The sequence below is a fragment of the Paenibacillus timonensis genome (assembly GCF_022427145.1).
Taxonomy (GTDB): domain Bacteria; phylum Bacillota; class Bacilli; order Paenibacillales; family Paenibacillaceae; genus Fontibacillus; species Fontibacillus timonensis.
This window is the reverse complement of sequence record NZ_JAKSXN010000020.1, coordinates 16,677-41,166: the sequence shown is the minus strand read 5'-3', so window position 1 is coordinate 41,166 and position 24,490 is coordinate 16,677. Positions and strand designations below refer to the sequence as shown.

Annotated in this window: 26 protein-coding genes and 1 pseudogene; all 27 read left to right on the top strand. The window is 53.0% G+C overall.

The features are described 5' to 3' along the window. Window positions 1-14 precede the first annotated feature (14 nt). Window positions 15-722, top strand: a complete 708-nt coding sequence (gene deoD, locus MJ257_RS09900) for a purine-nucleoside phosphorylase (RefSeq protein WP_240269099.1) — start codon at window positions 15-17, stop codon at window positions 720-722. Window positions 723-744: 22 nt separating this feature from the next. After that, window positions 745-1,506: a DeoR/GlpR family DNA-binding transcription regulator gene (locus MJ257_RS09895; RefSeq protein WP_240269098.1), complete on the top strand. Its 762-nt coding sequence runs from the start codon at window positions 745-747 to the stop codon at window positions 1,504-1,506. 290 nt (window positions 1,507-1,796) lie between these two features. Beyond that, window positions 1,797-2,603, top strand: coding sequence for a BtpA/SgcQ family protein (locus MJ257_RS09890; protein WP_240269097.1), 807 nt, complete (start codon window positions 1,797-1,799; stop codon window positions 2,601-2,603). A 57-nt stretch (window positions 2,604-2,660) separates the two neighbouring features. Then, on the top strand, window positions 2,661-3,809 hold the full coding sequence (locus MJ257_RS09885) for a BMP family ABC transporter substrate-binding protein (protein ID WP_240269096.1): 1,149 nt from the start codon (window positions 2,661-2,663) through the stop codon (window positions 3,807-3,809). 109 nt (window positions 3,810-3,918) lie between these two features. Then, window positions 3,919-5,472: an ABC transporter ATP-binding protein gene (locus MJ257_RS09880; protein ID WP_240269095.1), complete on the top strand. Its 1,554-nt coding sequence runs from the start codon at window positions 3,919-3,921 to the stop codon at window positions 5,470-5,472. Continuing rightward, window positions 5,465-6,511 (top strand): ABC transporter permease, encoded by a 1,047-nt coding sequence (locus MJ257_RS09875; protein ID WP_240269094.1) that lies wholly within the window; start codon window positions 5,465-5,467, stop codon window positions 6,509-6,511. The genes MJ257_RS09880 and MJ257_RS09875 overlap by 8 nt, the downstream gene beginning before the upstream one ends. Further along, on the top strand, window positions 6,504-7,418 hold the full coding sequence (locus MJ257_RS09870; protein ID WP_240269093.1) for an ABC transporter permease: 915 nt from the start codon (window positions 6,504-6,506) through the stop codon (window positions 7,416-7,418). Before MJ257_RS09875 ends, MJ257_RS09870 begins: the two co-directional genes overlap by 8 nt. Before the next feature lie 33 nt (window positions 7,419-7,451). Then, window positions 7,452-7,799, top strand: coding sequence for a Na-translocating system protein MpsC family protein (locus MJ257_RS09865; protein ID WP_240269092.1), 348 nt, complete (start codon window positions 7,452-7,454; stop codon window positions 7,797-7,799). Window positions 7,800-7,988: 189 nt separating this feature from the next. Next, window positions 7,989-8,552: a cysteine hydrolase family protein gene (locus MJ257_RS09860; RefSeq protein ID WP_240269091.1), complete on the top strand. Its 564-nt coding sequence runs from the start codon at window positions 7,989-7,991 to the stop codon at window positions 8,550-8,552. 138 nt (window positions 8,553-8,690) lie between these two features. After that, complete coding sequence (locus MJ257_RS09855) at window positions 8,691-9,479, top strand: creatininase family protein (protein WP_240269090.1); 789 nt, start codon at window positions 8,691-8,693, stop codon at window positions 9,477-9,479. 63 nt (window positions 9,480-9,542) lie between these two features. After that, window positions 9,543-10,109, top strand: coding sequence for a UbiX family flavin prenyltransferase (locus MJ257_RS09850; protein ID WP_240269089.1), 567 nt, complete (start codon window positions 9,543-9,545; stop codon window positions 10,107-10,109). Beyond that, a complete protein-coding gene (locus MJ257_RS09845; RefSeq protein WP_240269088.1) occupies window positions 10,106-11,443 on the top strand; it encodes a UbiD family decarboxylase in 1,338 nt (445 codons plus the stop codon). Before MJ257_RS09850 ends, MJ257_RS09845 begins: the two co-directional genes overlap by 4 nt. A 21-nt stretch (window positions 11,444-11,464) precedes the next feature. Then, window positions 11,465-11,731, top strand: coding sequence for a BMC domain-containing protein (locus MJ257_RS09840; protein ID WP_240269087.1), 267 nt, complete (start codon window positions 11,465-11,467; stop codon window positions 11,729-11,731). Between the two features lie 13 nt (window positions 11,732-11,744). Further along, on the top strand, window positions 11,745-12,800 hold the full coding sequence (locus MJ257_RS09835) for a hypothetical protein (protein WP_240269086.1): 1,056 nt from the start codon (window positions 11,745-11,747) through the stop codon (window positions 12,798-12,800). 21 nt (window positions 12,801-12,821) lie between these two features. Beyond that, window positions 12,822-13,226 carry a BMC domain-containing protein gene (locus tag MJ257_RS09830; RefSeq protein WP_240269085.1) on the top strand — a complete coding sequence of 135 codons (405 nt, stop codon included), beginning with the start codon at window positions 12,822-12,824 and terminating at the stop codon, window positions 13,224-13,226. Between the two features lie 101 nt (window positions 13,227-13,327). Further along, the gene (locus MJ257_RS09825) at window positions 13,328-13,609 is read left to right on the top strand and encodes a BMC domain-containing protein (protein ID WP_240269084.1); all 282 of its coding nucleotides are present in this window, start codon (window positions 13,328-13,330) and stop codon (window positions 13,607-13,609) included. Between the two features lie 26 nt (window positions 13,610-13,635). Then, on the top strand, window positions 13,636-14,436 hold the full coding sequence (locus MJ257_RS09820) for a hypothetical protein (RefSeq protein WP_240269083.1): 801 nt from the start codon (window positions 13,636-13,638) through the stop codon (window positions 14,434-14,436). Beyond that, window positions 14,437-14,706, top strand: a complete 270-nt coding sequence (locus MJ257_RS09815; protein WP_240269082.1) for a EutN/CcmL family microcompartment protein — start codon at window positions 14,437-14,439, stop codon at window positions 14,704-14,706. A 14-nt stretch (window positions 14,707-14,720) separates the two neighbouring features. Further along, entirely contained in the window at window positions 14,721-16,532 is a 1,812-nt protein-coding gene (ade, locus tag MJ257_RS09810; RefSeq protein ID WP_240269081.1) for an adenine deaminase, read from the top strand. A 12-nt stretch (window positions 16,533-16,544) separates the two neighbouring features. Then, a complete protein-coding gene (locus MJ257_RS09805) occupies window positions 16,545-17,228 on the top strand; it encodes a cyclase family protein (protein WP_240269080.1) in 684 nt (227 codons plus the stop codon). Window positions 17,229-17,259: 31 nt separating this feature from the next. After that, entirely contained in the window at window positions 17,260-17,871 is a 612-nt protein-coding gene (locus MJ257_RS09800) for a DUF1989 domain-containing protein (RefSeq protein ID WP_240269079.1), read from the top strand. 3 nt (window positions 17,872-17,874) lie between these two features. Continuing rightward, window positions 17,875-19,038 carry a M20 family metallopeptidase gene (locus MJ257_RS09795; protein WP_240269078.1) on the top strand — a complete coding sequence of 388 codons (1,164 nt, stop codon included), beginning with the start codon at window positions 17,875-17,877 and terminating at the stop codon, window positions 19,036-19,038. Window positions 19,039-19,347: 309 nt separating this feature from the next. Continuing rightward, window positions 19,348-20,499 carry a cysteine desulfurase family protein gene (locus MJ257_RS09790; protein WP_240269077.1) on the top strand — a complete coding sequence of 384 codons (1,152 nt, stop codon included), beginning with the start codon at window positions 19,348-19,350 and terminating at the stop codon, window positions 20,497-20,499. Window positions 20,500-20,596: 97 nt separating this feature from the next. Continuing rightward, window positions 20,597-21,100, top strand: a complete 504-nt coding sequence (locus MJ257_RS09785) for a PRC-barrel domain-containing protein (RefSeq protein ID WP_240269076.1) — start codon at window positions 20,597-20,599, stop codon at window positions 21,098-21,100. Between the two features lie 30 nt (window positions 21,101-21,130). Further along, a complete protein-coding gene (locus MJ257_RS09780) occupies window positions 21,131-21,340 on the top strand; it encodes a YrzR-like zinc ribbon domain (protein ID WP_026263546.1) in 210 nt (69 codons plus the stop codon). Window positions 21,341-21,584: 244 nt separating this feature from the next. Beyond that, a pseudogene (locus MJ257_RS09775) lies at window positions 21,585-22,034 on the top strand (PTS transporter subunit EIIC); the annotation flags it as partial. A 1,081-nt stretch (window positions 22,035-23,115) separates the two neighbouring features. Then, a complete protein-coding gene (locus tag MJ257_RS09765; RefSeq protein ID WP_240269129.1) occupies window positions 23,116-24,183 on the top strand; it encodes an AI-2E family transporter in 1,068 nt (355 codons plus the stop codon). Window positions 24,184-24,490 lie beyond the last annotated feature (307 nt).

Here is a 24,490-nt window from a genome sequence, read left to right as displayed (position 1 = left end):
TGGAGGGATTCAGTATGACTACGCCAACACCGCATATTACAGCTTCGATAGGAGAGATCGCCAAGACGGTTCTGATGCCGGGGGACCCGCTGCGGGCGAAATTTATCGCTGAGAACTTCCTGGACAATCCGGTATGCTTCAATGAGGTGCGGAACATGCTGGGATATACGGGAACCTATAAAGGAAAGCGTGTCTCGGTAATGGGCCATGGGATGGGCATGCCTTCAATGGGGATATATTCCTATGAGTTGTTTAATTTCTATGATGTCGACCATATTATTCGAATCGGTTCGTCGGGTGCTATTCAGCCGGATGTGAAGATGCGGGATATTATTATCGGCATGGGAGCGTGTACGGACTCAAACTATGCGAAGAGCTTCAATCTGCCCGGCACGTTCGCCCCGATTGCCAGTTACGAGCTGCTCAGCAAGGCAGTGGAAGCGGCCAAGGAGCTTGGGCTGCCTGTAAGAGTGGGCAACATCATGTCAGGTGACGTCTTCTACTGCGACAATGCCAGGGAGCATGATGAAGGCTGGCTCAAGATGGGCGTGCTCGCGTCTGAGATGGAGGCTGCTGCGCTGTATATGAATGCCGCAAGAGCCGGCAAGCACGCACTGTGTATGGTCACGATCTCGGATAAGCCGGGTGAGAAGCCGACGACGGCCGCAGAGCGGGAGCAGACCTTCACGGGCATGATGCAGATTGCCCTTGCTCTAGCCTGACCACTTTTGGAGGGGATAAATTGTGTTTCAAATTGAACGCGTAGAGAAAATTCTTGAATATATCAACCGCAAGAAGAAAGCCAACGTGAAAGAGCTAAGCGAGCAGTTCGGGGTGTCCAAAGTCACGATCAGACGGGATCTGGACGAGTTGGCGGAGAAGGGACTTGTGGTGAAGACCCATGGCGGCGTCATGTCAATCATGAACAAGTTTGCTTATGAAATTCCAATCGCAAGTAAGTTCGAGGCGAATTCCGAAGCAAAGAAGAAGATTGGGGCCCTTGCTGCGAGTCTGATTGAAGAGGGCGACATTGTTGTATTCGATGCAGGCTCCACCACGCTGGAAATCGCCAAGAGCATGAAGACCCAGGATATCACCGTGCTGACCAATGATATCAAGATCTCGATGGAAGTGGCGATGAAGCCCAACGTGAAGCTGATGGTTTCCGGCGGTGCGCTCAGCGATTCCGTGTATACCCTTGTCGGAGATCAAACCGTTGAATTTTTCAAAAAAATTCATGTAAACAAAACCTTTCTGGGCTGCGACGCGATCGATTTGGAATTCGGGATTTCCAATCGGACCAGGGAAGAAGTGCCTGCCAAAAAGGCAATGATCGATGCGGCCGAAGAAGTAATTATGGTTACAGATGATAGCAAACATAACACAAAAGTATTTTGTCATCTGTGCGAAATTACCAGAATTGATAAATTAATAACAAATCGAATAGATGATCATTTTAGGTTTGAATTGGAAAAGATTGGTATTAATGTTCTGGTTGCTGAATAATAGAGCGTTGTAGATTGCTGTGGGGAATGTTGAGAATTTTCTTGAAATATCAAGAGTTCTTACACTTCTCACAGCTTTTTTTGTGTGAATTTTCCTGTACTAGAAATCAATTGAAAAATCACGAAAGAAAATAAAAATAAATAAAAAATCATAAAAGATCTTGACGGCATCGGAATTCCGCCGCTATAATTGCCTTAAATCAATTAAGTAACATGTTATATAAGATTACATTATTGGTAAAGTTTTAACGGTAGTCTTCACCCAATACATCATGCGAAGGAGTTAAAACTATGGAATGGATTAAACAGACGTTTGGAACGATAAAGCCGGTTATTGCCATGTGCCATATTCGCGCTTTACCGGGAGACCCGTTCTATGAACGCGAAGGCGGGATGGACCGGGTAGTAGAATTAGCCAGAGAAGATCTGATGGGGTTGCAAAATGGTGGGGTAGACGCCGTGATGTTCTCGAATGAATTCAGCCTACCTTATCTGACAAAAGTGAGACCCGAGACGACGGCCGCTATGGCCCGGGTGATCGGGGAGCTGAAGCGGGATATCCGGATTCCTTTCGGTGTCAATGTCCTGTGGGACCCAGTCGCATCTATTGATTTGGCAGTTGCCACGGACGCAAGCTTCATCCGGGAGATTATTACGGGAGTTTACGCCAGTGATTTCGGCTTATGGAATACGAACGTCGGACAGACGATCCGCCACAAGACGGAGCTTGGAGCCCACGGACTTAAAATTATGTTCAACATCGTACCCGAAGCTTCGGCTTACCTGGGAGACCGAGATATCGTAGATATCGCCAAATCGACAGTATTCAACAACAGACCCGACGCCTTGTGTGTGTCCGGCTTGACGGCCGGGGCGGAGACCAGCAGTGAAGTCCTCACCAGGGTGAAGGAAGCGGTCCCGGAGACGGTGGTGTTCTGCAATACAGGTTGTAACGTGGATAATATCGAGCGGCAACTGACCATCGCGGACGGAGCCGTGGTAGGTACCACCTTTAAGGTGGACGGAAAGTTCGACAACCTGGTGGACGAGAATAGGGTTCGGATTTTCATGGATAAGGTGAAACGGTTTAGAGGATAGATTGACGGGTCAACGTCCAAGCCATCACAAATTTGAGGTAAAGAAGGGGATATTTTTATGAAGAAAATGCTTGCTCTGGTAAGTGTACTCATGCTTGTCATTCTGACCGCTTGTTCAGGCTCGGACAACTCCGCCAACGGCAACACAGCAGCTACCGACAGCAATGCTCCGGCCACTTCCGAAACGGCTACTTCAAAGGATGGGGACAAACTGAAGGTAGTCCTGCTGATTCCCGGCAACTTGGGCGATAAATCATTTCTGGATTCGGCGAACAGAGGTCTTGAAATGGTTCGTGACCAACTGGGGGCCACAACCAAGGTCATCGAGATGGGAACCGACCAGACGAAGTGGGAGCCGATCTACCTGGATGTAGTGGAGCAGGATTGGGACCTTATTATTTCAGGCAACTCCACCGCTTCGGAAATCTTCCACGCCATTGCGGCCGAGCATCCGGAGAAGAAATTCATCGACTTTGAAACCGACTTCGTAGATATTCCCGACAATGTCTATGCGATGTGGTATCGCGTAAATGATGCTTCCTTCCTCGCCGGAGCGGCAGCGGCGCTGACGTCCACCTCCAATCTTCCTAATGCCAACCCCGAGAAGATTATCGGATTTCTGGGTGGATTGGACGTACCAGGGATCAACGCTTTCCTCGTCGGCTACATAGAAGGAGCTCAATATGTCGTACCTGATATTAAAGTATTCACTTCCTATGCAGGCGACTTCGGCGATCCGGCTAAGGGCAAGGAGCTGTCGCTGGTGCAGTACAATTCTGGTGCAGACGTGATCTTCGGTGCCGCGGGCGGAACGGGGCTTGGCATTTTCGATGCCGCTAAGGAGAAGAAGAAGTACGCAATCGGCGTAGACTCCGACCAGGCTGAAATGGTTAAGAGCACCGACCCGGACAAGGCGAACCTGATCGTGACCTCTTCCATGAAGAACGTCGACCAATCCATCCTTCGGGCCGTGAAAAAATATCAGGAAGGCACGCTGGAGTTCGGCGAGCGCGAGACGCTCAGCTTCACGGAAGGCGCCGTGGGCATCGCCAAGAATGATATCTACAACGCTGCATTTACTCCTGAAATGAAGTCGAAGATCGAAGAGATCGAGAAGAAGCTGATCAACAAAGAGATCGTGGTCAGTGATGCATCCAAAATGGAAACATCCGAAGTTGAGGAGATTCGCAACGCAGTAAAACCATAAGTGCATTAAAATCAAACGGCATGAAGGAGGAGATTCCATAAGGAATATCCTCCTTATCCCTATCCGTGATTCAATGAATCCGGGAATAACAGCAGGAAGGAGGCGGAGTATGGTGGGGGCGTTGCTGGAGATGCGAAATGTAATGAAGGTATATCCGAATGGCGTAGTCGCGAACCGGAATGTGAACTTTAGCTTGAATGAAGGTGAAATTCACGCGCTTGCTGGGGAGAATGGAGCCGGAAAATCGACGCTTATGAAGATCTTATTCGGGATGGAAGAGCCCAGTGAAGGCGAGATGTTCTTGAGAGGGAAGGCGATTAGGCTGGGTTCTCCGCAGGATGCGATCGACATCGGAATTGGAATGGTTCATCAGCATTTTATGCTGATTCCTTCCTTCACCGTTGCCGAGAACATGGTTCTCGGAATGGAGCCGAGAAAAGGCGTTTCCTTTAATTATAAAGAAGCCGTCAGGATTACCAAGGAATACTCGGCCAAATACAATCTCGCGGTTGACCCCGAACTGAAAGTCAGGGATTTGTCCGTAGGCATGAAGCAGAAGGTGGAAATCCTGAAGGCGTTGGTCCGCGGCGCTCAGATTTTGATTCTTGATGAACCGACGGCTGTGCTGACGCCGCAGGAGACGCTAGAGCTCTTCCAGGAGCTAAAGCAGCTTAAGGAGGCCGGACATACCATCGTTTTTATCTCCCATAAGCTTAAGGAAGTTAAGGCAATTTGCGACCGGATTACGATTATGCGCGGCGGGAGAACGGAAGGCGTCTTCGACGTTCAGGATATTACGGAGCAGGAAATTTCCCGTCTTATGGTCGGTAGAGATGTTGTATTGAAATATGAGAAAGAACGGCATGAGTATGGGGAGCCGGTACTGGCTGTGAAAAACTTGTCGCTCAAGGGAGAGCGCGGCAACGATCTGTTGAAATCCGTCCAGCTCTCGATCCGCCAGGGTGAAATCCTGGGTATTGCCGGAGTCGAAGGCAACGGCCAATCCGAGCTGGTCCAGGCCCTTACCGGTCAGTTGAAATCTTCGCCGGGTTCTGTTTATGTGAGCGGATCGGATATCGGGAAGCTTGACATCGGAGCGATCCGAAGCCTCGGAGTCTCCTACATTCCGGAGGATCGAATGAGACAGGGGACAGCCAAGGATGCCAGTATTGTCGACAACCTGGTTTCTACGATTTTCAAAAAGAGGGATTGGAGCAATGGGATATTCATGAGGCGGAAGAAGATGCTTCGTCTCGCTGAGAGCCTGATTGACTCGTTTCGTATCAAGACTTCGGGTCCTGCCCAGGAAATCGGTATGCTGTCCGGCGGCAATATGCAGAAGGTGGTCGTCTCCCGGGAGAGCTCGACGGAGCCACGGCTGCTGATAGCCGAACAGCCGACACGGGGGGTGGATGTCGGCGCCGCGCAACTGATCCATCAGAAATTGATTGACCTGCGTTCGGGGAAATGCGCGATTCTGCTGATTTCGGCTGATTTGAATGAAATTCTGGAGCTGAGCGATAGCCTGGCGGTGATGTACGGAGGAGAAATCGTCGGCTATTTCGACCGTCCCTCTGAGCTTACAGAAGAAGAACTCGGACTGTTCATGCTGGGGATCAAGAAACAGGATGAGGAAGAGCTAAGGAGGGCTCAACATGTTTAAGCTGAAATATTTTGAATGGTTCCGCACGCTGGCGGTTGTTGTTATTGCGCTCCTCCTTTCTCTTCTTATCATTTCTTTTGTTAGTGATCAGCCATGGCATACCATGTTCATCTTCCTATATGAGCCGATCTCCTCCTTGTCCCATGCGGGAAATGTGGTGGAAATGGCGATTCCGCTCATGTTCGCAGGCGTGTCGCTTGCTCTGTTGTTCAAGATGAACATGTTCAACCTGGGAGCTGAAGGGATTTTCTATTTCTCCGGCCTGGTGGCGGCGTCTATTGCCATTCGTTCGGGCCTCGGATTTCTGCATCCCGCTATCGCCATAATTGCTGGAGGGCTTGTTGGTGCGCTGATCATGGCGATTCCCGGCATTCTTAAAGCCAAATGGAATGCAAACGAACTGGTGACCTCGCTGATGTTCAACAGCATTTTGCTCGGAGTTGGGCTGTATCTGCTGAATTACAAGCTCAGGGATGCGGCGGCGTTCCAGACGGCCTCATTCAAGTTTAACCTCGATGCGGTGCTAAGCCGCATGATTCCCGGAACTCGCATTCATACGGGCTTGATCATCGTACTGCTGTGTATTGTTGGTGCCCATCTGTTCATGTATAAGACCAAATGGGGATATGAGTTGCGGATGACCGGATCTAACCGCGACTTCGCGGAGTACTCGGGAATCAAAACCGGAAGAGTGATCGTATACGTCCATCTGCTGGCTGGGTTTATCGCCGGTGTCGGCGGATCGGTGGAGGTGCTAGGCATGCACACCCGGTTCGACTGGACAGCCCTGCCGGGTTACGGCATGGACGGCGCGCTTGTAGCGATGCTTGCCAAGAACAATCCGCTCGCGGTGATCGGTTCTGCCCTGTTCCTTGCCTACATCCGGGTAGGAGCGGATATGATGTCGAGATTGTCCGATGTTCCGGCCGAGATGATTTCCATTATCCAGGGCGTAATTCTACTCCTAGTATCCGCAGAGCAATTCCTGAAATTCTGGAAGAATAGAATGCTGCTGAAGGAGGCGCAGAAGAATGGGTAGCTTTTTCGCCGCCATCTTCACAACCGAGTTCGCCTTCTCCATTCTGCGAGTCACGACCCCGATCCTGTTCGCGGCGCTGGGTGCACTCATTTCTAATAGAGCCGGTATCGTCAACATTGGTCTGGAAGGCATCATGTTAACCTCTGCGCTCATGGGCGTACTGTTCAGCGCCTACACGGGAAGCGCCTGGCTGGGACTGTTGGGAGCCGCGGCTGGCGGCGTATTCATCGCAGGTATGTTAGCTTTTTTTACACTCAAATTCAAAACACATATTATTCTGGGCGGTATCGCCATCAACGCATTTGCCTCCGGAGGGACGATCTTCGTTCTATACCTGCTCACCGGCGACAAAGGAACTTCCTCATCCGTAGCGAGCAAGGTGCTTCCTAACCTCGACATCCCGCTGATTAAGGAGATTCCGATTATCGGCCCTATCCTTTCGGGGCATCATGTGTTGACTTATCTGTCGCTGATTGCCGTCGCTGTAGTCTATTATCTGCTCAAGCGGACACCGCTTGGACTGCAGATCCGGGCGGTCGGCGAGAATTCGCAGGCGGCGCAGTCTGTCGGCGTCAAGGTCGTCCGTACGCAGTATATCGCCCTCCTGCTGAGCGGCTTGTTCGCAAGCCTGGGTGGAGCGTATATGTCTATGGGGTATCTGTCGCTCTTCACCCGGGATATGACGGCGGGTAGAGGCTGGATCGCCCTTGCAGCGGAATCGATGGGCAGAAGCACGACGATTGGAACGGCGCTGACCTCGTTTCTGTTCGGCTTCGCCGAAGCCATGTCGAATGTGATTCAGCTGTTCAAAATACCGGCTGAGCTCGTATCGACAGTACCTTATGTGGTAACGGTCGTCGGTCTTATGATCTATTCCATCAGTGAATCCAGGAAGAAGGGCAAGTAGAAGCATCATGATATCGAAAGGCGGTGACCATCCATGGCGATTCCGAAAGGGAATGAAATGACGGAGTTTAAGAAGCTGCTTTCCCGTTACTACAATGAGGTCAACAAAGAAATTTACGGCTTCGGTGTGAATCAGCTCAAGATCAGTATTGAGGACAATGTCATCCACGTTTTGGTCAAGCATCAGCGGATCGTGGCGCTCACGGCCTTGGAATTACGTCATGCCTCTACCAAGTTGGCTGTCGATCATGCGCTGCATTCGGAATTCAAACTGCGTTTTCTACAGAAGATGGAGGCGAAGACGGATTTTAAAGTGGTGTCCATTCTTCGGGATTACGATCCGTCAACGGAATGGGCGTCCACCTTGGTAATTCTGGAGTAAGATGTCTGATAATTGAATCCTAATTGGAGATCGCCCGGGATTTATCTTGGTGGGATAGCCTGCAAGAGGAACAAGGCTGTAACTTTCGATTCGTTTACGATGAGAGGCGGCCGTTGTCAACAGGGAGTTCTGTGTGACAACGGCCGCCTCTTTGTCTATATAAAACATAGATCAAAGGAGTGGATGAGGGTGCTGAGCCTCAAGAATGCTGCAATTATTGTCATCGATATGCAATATGATTTCGTTGGTGAGGAGGCGGTTATTCCGTGCAAAGCGGATGCAGGTCTAATCGAATCCAATCAGAAGCTGCTGGCATACGCAAGAAAATCGGGAGTGCCCGTCATCTATACCCAGGAGATTCACCGGAAATCGCATGTCGACTTCGGTCGGGAGTTGGATCGCAGCGAACCGATTCACTGCGTGGAAGGAACGCAGGGGGTGGAAATCATTGAGGAATTGAAGCCGCAAGAGATCGATTATGTCATCCAAAAACGCAGATACAGCGCCTTTTTCCAGACGGATCTTCAGGTACTGCTGCAGGGGCTGGGTGTGAAGACGATCATTCTGACGGGGGCAGCAACGGATGTGTGTGTACGGGCGACGGCAACGGATGCACAGCAATATGACTATTATGTGGTCGTACCGAGAGAATGTGTGGCAGGAACCAGCGCCAAGCAGCATGAAGCCGCTCTGGAGCATATCGACTATGTGCTTGGTCAAATCGTCAGCGTGGATGACTTGTTATTTGAATAGCGCTGGAACCGGGAGACGAGCTGGTCGGAGTGCACCTTGGGAAACGTCTGGCGACTCCGGGAAATGTGAAACGCATGGCCTTTATAGCCGAAGGGTCCCCTCATGTTCGAGAAATGAAGCAAAAAGGAGCGGGTGTGAATGATTCGACAATGGGGTATGTGCACCACCGAAGAAATTAGCGCTATGGACAAGGAGCATTCGCTCGTGATTATTCCGATCGGGGCAACGGAGCAGCATGGAAGCCATCTGCCAGTCGGAACGGATTCGATCATCCTGGACAATCTGCTGAACGTGTTCATGAAGGAATGTGATTTTCCGGATAACCAGGTGTTGATAACCCCGCTGCTCCCGGTAGGCAAGAGCATGGAGCATATGGATTTTCCCGGTACGCTAAGCTTCAGCACCCACACGTTCTACTCGATGCTGGACGATTTGAGCAAATCGGTCCGCTGCCACGGGTTCACCAAAGTGCTGTTGATGAACAGCCATGGGGGGAATACGGACCTGCTTCATGTGCTGAGCCGGGATATGCGCATCAAGCATGATATGGAAGTGTTTGTGTTTGACTGGTGGTTTACCTCCTTCTGGAACGAGATTCTGGAGAAGGTGCAGCAATCCGGGGAATATGGCGTCTTCCATGCTTGCGAGCTGGAAACTTCGCTTATGCTGGTGTTTTGTCCCGAAGCGGTTGATATGGGCAAAGCCGTGGATGAGTACCCGGACATCCAGCTTACGGCGAATCCGCATGTCACGCTCAAAGGCCCAGTAACGCCCGGCTGGAAGACCAAAGACGTCTCCCATCACGGCGTTATCGGAGCGCCAACGCTCGCAACGGTGGAGAAGGGCCATATCTTCATCCGGTACGCCGTGCAGAAGCTTCATGCCATGCTCACGCAGGTCATCCAGACAAACTATAAGTCGTCCTGACTAAGCGCAGACCTGGTTCCCGTGAACCGGCGCCGGTCCGGAGCAGTTAAAGGAGACATCAAGATGAAAATTGTGGTAGGCATTACAGGAGCTAGCGGCTCCATCTACGCATATACGCTGATTCGGGCGTTGCATCAATTGAATATCGAGACGTATGTTATTGCGACCGAAATGGCTAAGAAAGTTATGAAATTCGAGTGCGGCATCACAATGAACGAGATCAAGACATACGCCGAAGTGCTGGACAACAGCAATTTGTTCGCTTCTGTAGCGAGTGGTTCCTTCAAGACGGACGGAATGGTTGTCCTGCCCTGTTCGATGAATTCACTTGGCGCGATCGCGAACGGCGTCGGGGATACCCTGCTGAGCCGAACGGCGAGCGTTATGCTCAAGGAGAAGAGACGACTGATTGTCGTTCCGCGCGAGACTCCGCTTCATTTGATTCATCTGGAGAATATGACCCGGCTGGCTCGTGCAGGCGCAGACATCATGCCTGCCTCGCCTGGATTTTATCACCATCCGACCGAGATTTGGGAGCTGGTCAACTTCGTAATCGCCCGGATTCTTGATGCCTTGAATATCGACCACCGGCTGATGGCGAGATGGGGAGAGAAAGCGGTGGACGAATGAACAACATCCGGGAGCTTCTACAGCATTTGGAACACAGCAACCGCATCACTCATATCCGCAAAGAAGTTGATCCTGTCTTTGAGGTTGGGGCGGTCATCAAGACCGGGAAAGGGAAGCAGCCGTTCTACTTCGAGAAGATCAGGGGTTATAACATGCCGATGGTATCGGGGCTTGGCGGGGACCGCGATCTGCTGGCGGAGACAATGGGGATTACATGTGACCGGCTTGTAGAGAGGCTGATCGACTCCATTGTTCATCCAATCAAGACACGGAAGGTCGTTTCGGGTCCCGTTCATGAAAATGTAGTGCTCCAGCCCAAAGAGATCACGGATTATTTTCCAGTCTGTACTTATCACAAGGACGATTCGGGAGCTTATCTCGTATCGGGCATTCTCGTCGTCAAGGACCGGAGCGGTCGCAAACGGTACACCTCGATCCGCCGGATGCAGATACTTGAAGGTAATCATTCCAGTGTACTGATCTCTTCGACAGAGCTGTATAGGCAGTTCTTGGAAACCGAGCAGCGGGGAGAGCCAATGGAGGTTGCGGTGATGTTCGGCGTCGTGCCTGCGGTCGTGCTTGCCTCGCAGATCAGCACGCATCTATACCACTGTGACAAGCTTGATGTGGCGGGGGCGCTGCTTGGTTCACCACTGGAGGTTGTACAGTGCCAGACGGTGGATCTGGAAGTGCTCGCCGAAGCGGAAGTCGTGCTGGAAGGCAGAATCCTACCCCATGTCCGGGAGCCGGAGGGACCGTTCGGTGAACTTGGAGGGTATTACGGGGATCGTACGCCGCAGCCCGTCATCGAATTCACGGCGATTACGTACCGGAATAAGCCGATCTGGCAGACGATTTATCCGTCCAGCCATGAAGAGCATCTGCCGATGGCACTAGCCCGGGAAGCGACACTGCTTAGCACCGTACGCCAGGTTGTGCCGGAGGTGCTGAATGTCCACCTAACGGTAGGCGGGATTGGCCGTTATCATGCGGTGATTTCAATCCGCAAACGCAGTGAAGGTGACGGCAAGCAGGCATTGCTCGCTGCATTCGCGAGCGACAAGGATCTGAAACATGTTGTGGTGGTGGATGAGGATGTGAATCTATTCGATCCTCAGGACGTGGAATGGGCGATTGCGACACGCGTTCAAGCGGATCTTGATGTGTTCATCGTTCCCGGCGCCAAAGGCTCACCGCTGGAGCCTTCCCATCAGCTTCGGGGAGTGTCAGCCAAAATGGGGATCGATGCGACATGTCCGATAGCGGCCAAGGAGTCCTATCGGCGGACGAGCATTCCGGTCGCTCCCAATTTTAATATCCAGGATTATTTATGATGAAGGAGGTGGATCACCGTTATGGAAGCCATCGGCCTGATTGAAACTCGTGGCCTTGTTGCGGCAATGGAAGCGTTGGATACGATGTGCAAAGCTGCTACCGTCAAGATGATCGATATGAAGGTTGTCGGCTCGGGCCTTGTGGCCGTCGTGGTAGAAGGGGATGTTGCAGCCGTGACCGCTGCGGTGGAAGCCGGAAAGACCGCCTATAAGCGCGCGGGGGGAGAACTGATCTCCTGCAACGTTATCCCGCGCCCGCATCCCGAGCTTGCCAAAATACTATTCTAGGAGGTGATGGGCGGTGTCGGATTTTATGAAGGGAATTGTGCAGGAGGCGCTGCGTGGCGGAGCCGGCGGACGTCGTAACCCGGATCGCAGTATTGAGCCTTCCCGGATAAATCTAGACTTGCGGACATCCGCCGTGCCAGGGATCAGCCGTCCTAATTACCAGCTGGAACGGAAGGAACAACGTCTCGGTGCGATGTCCGGTGGGAATGAAAGAGCAGCAGTGACATCGACTGCGCCAGTGCTGGCTTCAGCTGGCTCGCCTGTGGCGGTAACGGTGTCGGCGCAGGCTTCATCACCCGCGTTCGTGTCTCCATCGGCACCTGTTCCTGGAACCGTGAAGGCTTTGGCTTCTAATTCAGTATCTGCGGCTCCCCTGACCCGCGATTTCATCGAGGAATCGCTGGCGCCCTTGCTGCGGATGTCCCTAGTTCAAGGGAACAGCCGGGAGGAATGCGGGGCGGGCTGCACGGATACAGCGGCTACTCCAGATGAGTCTAGCATGCTCGGCCGAAGCTGCGCCGGGATGGACTTCTGGTATTACCCGGATCTTCGTCCGGAATTGATCGGTGAGCTGGGCCTCCGTCGAAATTCTGCCAAATCGGTAGGAATCATTGCCGAAGGCCGCTGCCGGCCCGGGCAATTATTTCTGCTGAGTGGATGTTCCGCCATATCCGGTGTCGACGTAGACATTAACTGGAAGAGGGAAGGCGACCGGGATTTTCAGGCCGTGCTTACCGGAGAGGCCCCATCCGAGATCCGGAATGTCCTTCTGAGTATGTACGAACAATGTCTGCGGAGCGGGAGCCGCCGGATTCAGAGTTATATCGCACTGGAACCTTCTTCGATTCTGATGAAGTATCTGGATATTCCCCGTGGCGATGCTGTCGCCGCCCTGGAGGGCATTTCACGGTACCGCAGCATTGCGCTTCTGGACAGAGCACTCAAGCTGGGCATGAGTTCCCGGGTGAAGTTCAGCATTGCGGATGAATACGTGATCCTTACCGGGGAGCGGGGAGACCTGTCGGAAGCCTCGACTTTGTTCGGGAAGCTGATAGAGCGTTATGCCTGATAACGGAAGGAGGATTAGCTGATGCAGCAAGCATTGGGTCTTATTGAAGCAATTGGATTTACAACCGCCGTATCGGCAGCGGATGCTGCGCTGAAGACGGCAGATGTCACGATTGAGGCTGTGGAAAAAGTCATCGGAGTGGGCGGAATGCTCGGTGTAACCATCCATTTTAGCGGGGATGTGGCTGCGGTCACCTCTGCGGTTGAGGCCGGTAGAACGGCGGCCGAACGAATCGGCAAGGTCGTCTCCGCGCATATCATTCCGAGAGCACACAGCGATGTCGTCACGAAGATACTGTCGCGGTTCGAGGTTCTCTCAGCGGAGCGTCCGGCGCAGGTTCAAATTCCTGAGCCGGATTCCTCCGCAGCCGAGGTCAAGAAGCGACCGGCGGGACCGGGTAGACAAACTCCGCCAAAGCCGGAATAGCAGCATGTAAGCTGAAATAGCAGTGAGAACATCATGGACGGCCCACGTTCGTTGGAGTGCAGCCTTATGCAGAAACAATCATTTATCGGGAGGAATTGAAAATGGGAGAAGCTTTAGGATTGATCGAAACGAAGGGGCTTGTCGGAGCAATTGAAGCGGCAGATGCCATGGTCAAAGCGGCCAACGTAGAGATATGCGGGTATGAAAAAATCGGCTTCGGTCTTGTTACCGTTATGGTGCGGGGAGATGTAGGCGCGGTTAAAGCAGCGACCGATGCGGGAGCCGGTGCGGCCAAGCGGGTAGGCGAGTTAATCTCGGTGCATGTCATTCCAAGACCCCACAGCGAAGTGGAAAAAGCAATTCTGTCCTGCATTAAAGCGTAGGACCTGGCATGCGATCCTCATCTAGCATGCTCGCTCTACGAACCGCCGCCGAAATGCTGTATCGCGGCAGGGAAGCGGAGCTGGATCAAAGGTATCCCCGCGTGCTAGTGCTCCTTACCCGTCACTGGATCGGGATGGAGGAAGGCATAGCAGCAGTGCGGCGGTTAGCCGGAATGGAGATCAGATTGCAGCTGTATGTTGACCCTGCTCTGAGTCAGGTCATGGGGCGGGGAGAAATTGCGAAAGTGACCGGAGTGGATGATTTTATGGAACCAGGGGTGAGTTTCCGGATTGCTGTTGATCCCAGCGTCTCCGGAAACCCCTGGGATGCCGGCGCGAATACCGGCATGGAACTCCCGCTGGCGTCCAATATTCAGTATTTGTTCATCCCGGTGCTGTCCTTCTCCTTAATGTCCAGAATTTCCAGGCTGGATGACGAATCGTCTACGGCGCGGCTGATCCTTCAGGGCTTATGTTCGGGCAGGAAAGTCGCCGCCCTTCGCGCAGGTGTAAAAGATGACAGTCCGGAATGGATAGCGCGCGGCTTGTCCATGCCGCCTGCGATGAGGCATGAAGCGGCAACAATGCTGGGGACGCTGCGGAGTTATGGAATGACGCTGCTAGGGAGTGAGCCCATTGAGAATTGGGTCGCCGGCGGCAGTAAGAAAAAGGAACTGATTTCCGGAGATGAAATTCTGTCGGCGGTGTCTGGCGGTGTTACGCAACTGAAGACGGGCCGGGGTTCAATCATTACTCCGCTTGCCCGCGACTTGGCGGCACAATACGGAATACAGATCCTGCAGGCGCGGGATGAGGAGATGATGTAGATGCAAATTGGAAAAGTGATCGGGCGGGTGACCGCAACCAGAAAAGACGAGCGGCTGGTCGGCACCAAGCTGCTGATCACTCAACCCATCCGGCTTGACGGGACTTTGACCGGACATCCCATCATCGCGGTGGATACCGTAGGAGCGGGGGTAGGGGAGCAGGTGATTTTAGTGTTGGGCAGTATGGCCGCAAGAGCGATTGCAAATGAAGGTGCTCCTGTCGATGCAGCGATCGTCGGCATCATAGACAGTCTGGAGAGTGAACAGTAGGGGGCTGATCCGAAGTGGAACCAAAAAGAATCAAGGAAGCGCTGGAATACCGGCGGCTGATCGATACGCTACTGGATCGTGGCAGCTATGCCGATCTGGTGCTAACCGGCGGCTTTATCATCAATGTTATGACAAGAGAAATCTATCAGGGCGATGTCGCGGTCAAAGGTGAACGTATCCTCATGGTCGGGGATTGCTCAGAGCTGATCGGTCCGAATACGATCGTGGAACAGGTGAAAGGGCAATTTATCAGTCCGGGATTTATCGATTCCCATATGCATTTTGAAAGTGCGATGCTGACGGTGACCGAGTTCTCGAAGCTGTCGATTCCCACAGGAACGACAACACTGATTGCCGATCCTCATGAAATCGGAAATGTGCTTGGAGTTCCCGGCATCCGGGCCATGATCGATGAGGCGCGGAGCCTCCCAAACCGGGTGCTTTATACCGTTCCCTGTCTGACCCCGGATGCCCCGGGTCTGGAAACTGCGGGCGCCGAGATCAATTCCAAAGATATGGTGGAGCTGCTGAATGATCCTTACGTACAGGGTATCGGCGAAATTCAGGGCTTCAGTAATGTTATGCCGGTCTTCAACCATGCCTCTCCGCTCATCGATGATCTGATCACCTCCGTTGTATACGCAAAGAGCATCGGGAAGACGGTGGAGGGGAACGCGCCGGGCTTGTTCGGCAAGGAACTGGCCGCCCATATTATTGGTGGTGGAACGCATGTGTCCTGTCACGAGACAACGACCAAGGAAGAGATGATGGAGAAGCTTCGCTACGGCGTAAGCGTGTTTATCCGGGAAGGCTCCTCCCAACGCAATATGGCGGAATGCATCCGTGCGATTACCGAGGAAGGCGTCGATTCACGCCGGGCTATTCTGGTATCAGATGATATGGTTCCGGAGGATCTGCTGAAGCTCGGTCATATGAATGACATCGTCCGCAGAACGATTGCGCAGGGCATCGATCCGGTTGAAGCAATTCAGATGGTAACGATCAATCCGGCGACCCATTTCGGCTTCGGAGATATCGGAGTTCTTGCGCCGGGCAAGCGGGCGGATATCGCCGTCATTTCCGATCTGCGGGAGATGACCATTGACAGCGTATATCTCGGTGGCGTCAAGGCAGCGGCGAGGGGCGAGCTGTTGCTCGATATTCCTGCTTATACGTATCCGTCTTCCGTGAAGTCATCTGTGAAGCGTTCGCCTGTCACGGTGAAGGATATGTATATTGAAGCGAAGGGAACACAGGCCAAGGTTCGCGCGCTTGAAGTAATTCCTGATCAGAATTTGACAGGGGCGCTGGAAGTTAACCTGACGGTGCGGGAGGGGATTGTCCAGCCCGATGTGGGGAGTGATATTCTGCCGCTGCTTGTCGTTGAACGGCATGCCCGCAGCGGAAGAATCGGACGAACCTTTGTGCGCGGCATGAAGCTGCGCGAGGGGGCCATTGCCCAGAGCATTGCCCATGACACGCATAATATCATCGTCACCGGAACCAATTATGAGGATATGAAGGTGGCCGTCAACCGCGTGATCGCCATGAACGGCGGCATCTGCATGATCAAGGACGGGAAGGTGATTGGCGATTTGCCGCTGCGGATCGGCGGGCTGATGTCCGACGAACTGACCGGCAAGGAAATGAGCGCGGCTGTCGCCGAGCTTCACCGTCAGGCGAAGGAGGAGCTAGGCTGCACGCTGCATGTTCCGTTCATGCATTTGAGCTTCCTGTCCCTCGTGACCAGTCCGAAGTGGAAGATTACCGATCTCGGACTGATCGATGCGGAGAAGTTCGAGAAGCTGCCGACTATTTTACAGTAAAGGAAGATGGTCATGGGGCTGAGATTGATTGATCTGTCGCAGGAAATTTATCAGGGCATGCCGGTCTTTCCTCCGCATCAGAAGACGATGATTTTTCCAAATATGTCGCATGAGGAAAGCAAGGAGAAGCTCGGGTTTGAATTTGCGACTAATAATCTGCTGATTAACGAGCACGGGCCGACGCACAGCGACGCGACCTACGAATATGACCGCAACGGCAAGACGATTGATGAGATGCCGCTGGAGTATTTTTACGGGCCTGCGATCTGTCTGGACGTCTCCTATGTATCGCCGGATTCCTATATTACTGCCTCCATTCTGCAGGAGGAATTGAAACGCTCTGGACTGTTTATCGAACGGGGCGATATCGTACTGCTTCACACCGGGCATTATGCAAGGTCTTACGGTAAGGAGGAATGGCTGACGCGTCATGCGGGCCTTGACTACGGCGCCGGGGAATGGCTGGCGAAGCAGGGCGTAGTCAACATCGGCGTTGATGCTCCATCCATCGATAATCCAGCGGACATGAGCTATGCGGGACATTTGATCTGCCGGGAATACGGGATGACGAATACGGAGAATATGTGCCGGTTGGACGAGGTTATCAATCAACGGTTTCTCTATTTTGGACTCCCCTTGAAAATTCGCAGAGGCACAGGCTCACCCGTCCGGGCGGTCGCTGTGCTGATCGATTAGCGGATCGGGGATACGAAAGGAAGGAAGAGCTATGTTGAGAACCAGACTGAAGGAAGAGGTCATCATACCCGCTTATGAGGGACGGGCCATCGTCGTGCCCAAGGGCCATTATCTATGCATTATTGATATGGAAGGACAGCAGGTGGGTGATTTCGTCTGCTTTAACCAAGGCAATCCCGGAGAACATGTGTCTCCTGTCCATATGAGGTCGTCCCTAAGCAGTATACGTCTAAAGGAAGGGGACGGGCTGTACAGCAATTATCGGCGGCCGCTGATGACCCTGGTCAAGGATACGGTCGGCAAGCATGATTTTTTCTTCCCCGCTTGTGACTATTACCGGTATAAAGTGGATTTTGGGCTGGAAAAGCATCCGAACTGCCATGACAACCTGGAACAAGCTCTCAAACCGTTCAGAATCGATTATGCGGAACTCCCGGACCCGATCAATTGGTTCATGAATAATGTGCTGGACGACAAAGGCGATTATGTCATCGAGCCTCCGCTGTCCAAGCCGGGCGATTATGTCATGCTGGAGGCGCTGGACGATGTGGTTGTGGCAGTGTCCGCCTGCTCGCAGGATCTTGCGCCGGTCAACGGCTGGAAGGTGACTCCGCTGAAGCTTCAGGTGCTGGAGGGGGTTTAGTTAATGATGGATGTCCGCAGCCGGGAGTATGCTGTCCCTTTTTTGCAAAGACTGATCGCCGTCAACACCTGTAATCCTCCCGGCAACGAGCACCGCCTCTCGGTAGTACTGGAGCCGTTCCTGAATGAAGCCAGAATTCCCTGTGAAATCGTTCCCCTGGATTCTAAACGCAGCAATGTGACGGCGGCGCTGAAGGGGAGCGGGCGCAGACGGTTGATGTTCTGTGGACATCTTGATACGGTAAGTCCCTGGTCGGCATCAGCCGGACAATATGCTCCCCACGGCGCCGAAATTAGAGGCAATCGGATTTACGGCAGGGGCGCTTCCGATATGAAGAGCGGGCTCGCGGCCATGATGCTGGCTATGGCGTCTCTGCGGCAGGATGGAATCCGGCTTGACGGAGATCTCCTGTTCCTGGCGACAGCCGGGGAAGAGGTGGACAGCTGCGGAGCCCGGAGGTATCTAGATCGGAATAGGGTCACGGATCTGGACGGAATGGTGATCGGCGAGCCTACCTCGGGCAAGATAGCACTCGGACATAAAGGAGCGCTGTGGCTGCGCATTACATTGTATGGAAAAAGCGCTCACGGCTCCATGCCCGAATTCGGGCTGAACGCAGTGGAGGGCATGATGGAACTGATTGCGCTGCTGCGCCGTCATGCCATGGAGTGGAGGACCCGTCATCCGGTCCTGGGTGACGGCAGTCTGTCCGTCAACAGGATCGCCGGCGGAGTACAGACGAATGTAATTCCGGACCAATGTACGATTGACATTGATATCCGCACTGTTCCGCCCCAGAATCATGCCTCGCTCCTGGAAAAGGTCAAAATCAGCCTTGACGGGATGAAGAAGCTGAATCCGCAGTACCGGTATAAAATGGAACTGTTGTTGGACAGAATTGCGGTTCATACCGATCCAAATGATGAACTGATCACGGCGGCACTGGAAATCACAGGACAATCACGCGGTGAATTAAAGGGCGTTCCTTATTATACAGACGGTTCCGTTCTGCATCAGGACGGGAAGCCGCCCATACTAATCTACGGTCCTGGTGACGAGAAGCTGGCCCATCAACCGGATGAGTGGGTGGATATTGACGCCTATGTGACGTCCATCTCATTTTACCGGGAACTAGCTATACGCTTCTTGGGTATGGAGCAGGCTTAACATGGCTACAGCAGGATCGAACGGTCAATTGAATAGGTGCATACGCTTAAGATCGCATAGTTCGCCGTGTAAAGTGGGGGCTATGCGATTTTTGTTTGATAAAAGAATCTGTTTATCTGCCTTCAAGCCCTCGAATGCTGATCACGGCTCACTTTAGGACATTCCGTTATGAAATAGATTGCGCTTGAGGAAACACAAGTATATAATGGTTTAGAATTTTCCTGTGACATGAAGTAACCGTCCCGACTCCGGGGCGGTGATTTACGTTTATACGCTGATACCAAAGACAATTGGGACAAGGTGAGAACCATGAAGCATATTTATTTGGACCACGCCGCTTCCACACCCCTCCATCCGGACGTTGCGGAAACGATGCTGAAGGTCATGCGGGAGCAATTCGGCAACGCGTCCAGCGTTCATTCTTTCGGCCGGGAGGCCAAACGCCTGGTGAACGGGGCGCGCGATACGGTTGCGGCGCGGATCGGCTGCCGTCCGGATGAGCTGGTATTTACCGGCGGAGGGACGGAGAGCGACAACCTGGCGTTGTTCGGAACGGCATCCGCCCGGAAATCGGACGGCCGCCATATCATCACGACCGCCATCGAACACCATGCGGTGTTGCATTCCTGCGAACGACTGGAGAAGGACGGGTTCGAGGTGACCTATTTGCCCGTGGATCGCTACGGTCAAGTGCATCCGGATCAGGTGCGGGAGGCTATCCGCCCCGATACGATTTTGATCAGCGTGATGTATGGCAATAACGAGGTCGGAACGATTCAGCCAATTGCCGAAATCGGCGCCATCGCCAGGGAGCGGGGGATCGTCTTTCATGTGGACGCCGTGCAGGCGCTGGGTTCGCTGCCGATTTCCTGCCGCGAGCTTCCGGTCGACCTGATGAGCTTCTCTTCGCACAAAATCAACGGCCCCCAAGGCGTTGGGGCTTTATATGTACGGAAGGATCTTCTGCTGGACCCGATCCAGCACGGCGGGCTGCAAGAGAGAAAACGCCGGGCCGGTACGGAAAACATGGCGGGGATCGCCGGCTTTGCCAAAGCCGTGGAATTAGCCGTGGCGGAGCGGGAGGCGCGCACCGCGCATGATCGCCTGTTGATTCAGGAGCTGCTGTCCGCATTGGAGCAGCGGATTACCCGAGAGGCCTTCCATGTGAACGGCCACCCGACCGATCGGCTGCCGCATATCGTCAACCTCAGCTTTCCGGAGGTGGATTCGGAGACGATGCTGATGAATCTGGACATGGAAGGCATTGCCGCCTCCAGCGGTTCGGCATGCACTTCGGGATCGTTGGAGCCGTCCCACGTCCTGGAAGCGATGCATCTTCCGGCAAGTTTTTTGCGTTCGGCGATTCGTTTTAGTGTAGGAATGGGTAATACTAGGGAAGAAATTTCCGAAACTGCCGAAAAAATTGGAACCATCCTGGAACGTCTTCGTAGAAGAAAATAATGGGCACCTTTTTGGGCTCAAATCGGCTTTTGCGGAGGGGAGGTTAAGATTTTAGGGCGCAGCTTGAAAAGCCCAAGCAGGGAGTGTCTTTTCCAACATGAGAATGCAAGAAATGATCGGCCTGACCGTCTATGACGTGGAGCATGGCAAGCAGGTCGGAAAAGTCGTTGACGTCCTCTTGAACCACGACTGGTCGATCGTCGGCATCCAACTGGAGAATCGTTTGTTTTGGACTTCCGGCGTCAAGGCCGTGCAATGGGACGATATCGTGGCTTACGGCGAAGATGCCGTAATGATTCGCAATCAACAGGCTGTCCGCAAGTGGGAAGCCGAGCACATACAGAACACCTTTTTGACGGGAAACGGAAAATTAAAAGAGCTGCCTGTCCTGACCGAAGACGGAATTCGTCTGGGCCATGTGACGGATGTTTATTTTGAACACGAATTGGGAAACACAATTACTGGAATTGAAATTAGCGACGGGTTTTTCACCGATCTGATGGAAGGGCGCAAGCTGCTGCCCTTTATGCCGGAAATGACCCGAGGGGAAAACGCGATCATGGTGCCCCTGGGCAGCGAACAGCTGCTTGAAAAGCCGTGAATTTTGTGGATGGATAGGTGATGGTTTATGATGAAATGTCCGAATTGCAATTCCAAGGATATTGGGAAAATCGGCTCCCACCAGTTCTATTGCTGGGGTTGCTTTATCGAATTGACGGTCAACGGCGACAAAATGTCCGTATATCAAGTCGAAGAAGACGGAACGCTCAGTTCGTTGGACGATCTGTTCTTCGGCGAGGAAATGGTGCAGGATTTTCCGCAAATGCACGCCTCCTCGTAACAATATATTCCGTTCATCCTGTGAAAATGCAGAAGCTGTCCCCTTAGTTTCAATGTGAGGGGACGGCTTTTTTTGCTTAAAGAGAATCACTCTTCAAATGCTGTCAACAATAATCATGACGAAACCGTGTTTTGATTTGATTGAGAAAGAAAGCGCTTTGATTTAGGATGAGGTTAGAAACACGGTAATCCAACAAGTCAAGTTTGTTGATGGTCCGTACATTTTTTTAAGGGGGTTTCTCTTTATGGCTATAGCACAAACGAAACAACCGTCTGCAGGTACCGGCGGAGCCCGGGTGAAAGTCCAGCAGTTCGGTCGTGCACTCAGCGGGATGGTGATGCCGAATATCGGCGCATTTATCGCCTGGGGTTTAATTACCGCACTTTTCATTCCAACTGGCTGGATTCCTAACGAATACCTTGCAGCCTTGGTTGATCCGATGATCAAATACTTGCTGCCGCTTCTGATCGGCTACACCGGCGGCAATATGGTACATGGCAAACGCGGTGCCGTGACGGCAGCGATCGTAACGATGGGGGTTATCGTCGGCAGTGACATTCCGATGTTCCTCGGCGCGATGATCGTAGGTCCGTTGTCCGCTTGGCTCATCAAGCAGTTTGACAAAACGATTGACGGAAAAATCAAATCCGGCTTCGAAATGCTGGTGAACAACTTCTCGATCGGGATTTTGGGCGGCCGGCGGCACGGAGGTCGGCGCGCTGCTATTCATGCTGGCGCCGCGCGAGCTGTCGCGCGAGAGCCTGGAGGTGCTGAGCGAAATCAGCGCCTTGCTGCTGAAGCCGGAGCTGGTACGCCTGCGTCGCCGGGGAGACCACCGGGTGGAAGGAGTTCATTACGTCGACCGATTGGAGCGCTTCGCAGACCTTGGCCAAATACACCGGCCTCGACGCCGAGCATCCGATCCATCAAGCGGTGCTGGCGCATTATGAGGAGTTGAAGAGCCGCTAAGCGGCCTTAAGTAGTGGATTAGCTTATTCAACGCATGTAAATAACCGACCTCGGGCCCGGCTGATCGTAAGGATGAGCCGGGCTTTTTGCGGGTTGCCGAGTCACTATAGGTGAATTTACAACCTCCCGCGGCTCTTGAACTAACGCTAACGGAACTCAGAGACGCTATTTGGCTAGAATCGAATAATTAGGAGCTGTAACGGAACCAGATGACCTTATTTCATGGTTTTTACGTTCAAATAGGCTCACTTGAGGTGAATAACGGCTTGTGCGTCCGTTAAAACGGGAAATGCCCGGGAAATGACTTCATAACGGCTCCTCGTTCCGTTAAAGCTTCTGATAAATGGGTTCAGCCCCGCAAAAAATACGAAAGGGTGCTAGAAATTTGGAGGCGATCGTAAGAACATTTCACCCGTCGGCCCCCGGCGCTCTTCACCAAACCGAGCCGGCAAATCACGCATCGCAGATTTGCCGAGCCTTCTACCCGTCCCGGCTGCAAAGAGCCGAGGATCGCTTAAGGAGCGATGCCGAAGAGCGCGAAAAGCCAGAGGGAGAAATGATTCTGAAGAAACGATAGTGGTCGCCTTTGCGAGAGGATTTCTACATCGTAGGAATTAGTCTAATGAGGGAAATCCGCGAGCAACAGCGATCGTAAGAACATTTCACCCGTCGGCCTTCCGAGCGCTCTTCTACTCTTTTCTCCTACATCCCGGCCCTTCGCAGCCCCCCCTCTCATAAATTTCCCTCCCCAGACAAATACTGATCTATACGAGATCCGCCGCAAAGGAGGGAGGAGGGTGGAACCGATGGAACCGATCACCAAAAGCAAGTTGTTCCGATACGGCATCTGGCTGCTGCTGGGGCTGGTCATCTTGTTTTTCGTGTGGCAACTGCGTCCGATGTTTGCGCTGGTTTACGGTTTTTTGAAGGCCGTGTTCGCTCCGTTCGTGATCGCCATTATTATCTCTTACATCTTGAACCCGGTCGTCCGGATGCTCGGCGGGCGCAAGGTGCCGCGAACGATGGCCGTGCTGCTGATTTACGCGGTGTTCCTGACCGGCTTATCCGTTGTGCTCATGAACGTGATCCCGATGTTCATCGAACAGCTGGAGGAGCTGGGCGAGCATTTGCCGGAGCTGACCATCCACACCCAGCAAATGATGAACCGTTGGGACAACGGCATTTTGCCGGGGAGCATCCGGATGGGGATGAATAATTGGTTCTACCAATTCGAAAATCGGCTGGCGAGCGCCATATCCGGTTTCCTGGACAATATCGGTACGACGATCGGCGTGGTGTTTAATGCGTTCATTATCCCGTTCCTGATCTTCTACATGCTGAAGGACATCGAGCTGATCGAACGGCTGATGCTGCAGTATTTGCCGCGCTCTCGGCGCAAATCGATCATGACGCTGCTGAAGGAAATCGACATGGCCTTGGGCAACTATGTCCGGGGGCAACTGCTGGTGTGCGTCATTATCGGGGTGTTGGCCTACATCGGCTATATGCTCATCGGCATGCCGTTTGCGCTGTTGCTGGCGGGGGTGGTTGCGCTGTGCAACGTGATTCCTTACCTGGGCCCGTTTCTCGGGGCTGCCCCGGCTTTGGTCATGGCCACAACAATCTCGTGGAAAATGGTCCTGTTCGTCCTGCTCGTCAACATGCTGTGCCAAACGATCGAAAGCAACATCATTTCCCCGCAGGTGGTGGGACGGAGTCTGCATATGCACCCCATGCTGATTATTTTGGCGCTCCTGATCGGCGGGGAATTGGCAGGGGTGCCCGGGCTGATTTTGGCCGTGCCTTTTTTTGCCGTGGTGAAGGTGATTATTCAGCATTTCTATGCCTATTACGTGCGGCGCAAAGCGATGTGAACAAGCCGCATTGACACGGCGTTACTCGCCTTATATACTTAAAATGTTATGTGTAAAATCTAAAAAACGTTGATGAAATCAAGTACGTTCGGCAAGCGGATTTGCCAGAGAAGGGTTCCGCTGCAGGCGGCGTCCCGCAAGGGAAGGCCAAGGCGGCGGCTGAGAGAACCTGAAATCACGCGCGGACGGAAAGCTAATTTCGGAGTGTGAGCTACAAATTCACCGGCAGGTCCCCGTTACCGGACCGACGAGGCGATCGCTGCAGGCGGCGGACTAGTCCGGCCACAATCAGCGATAACCAGGGTGG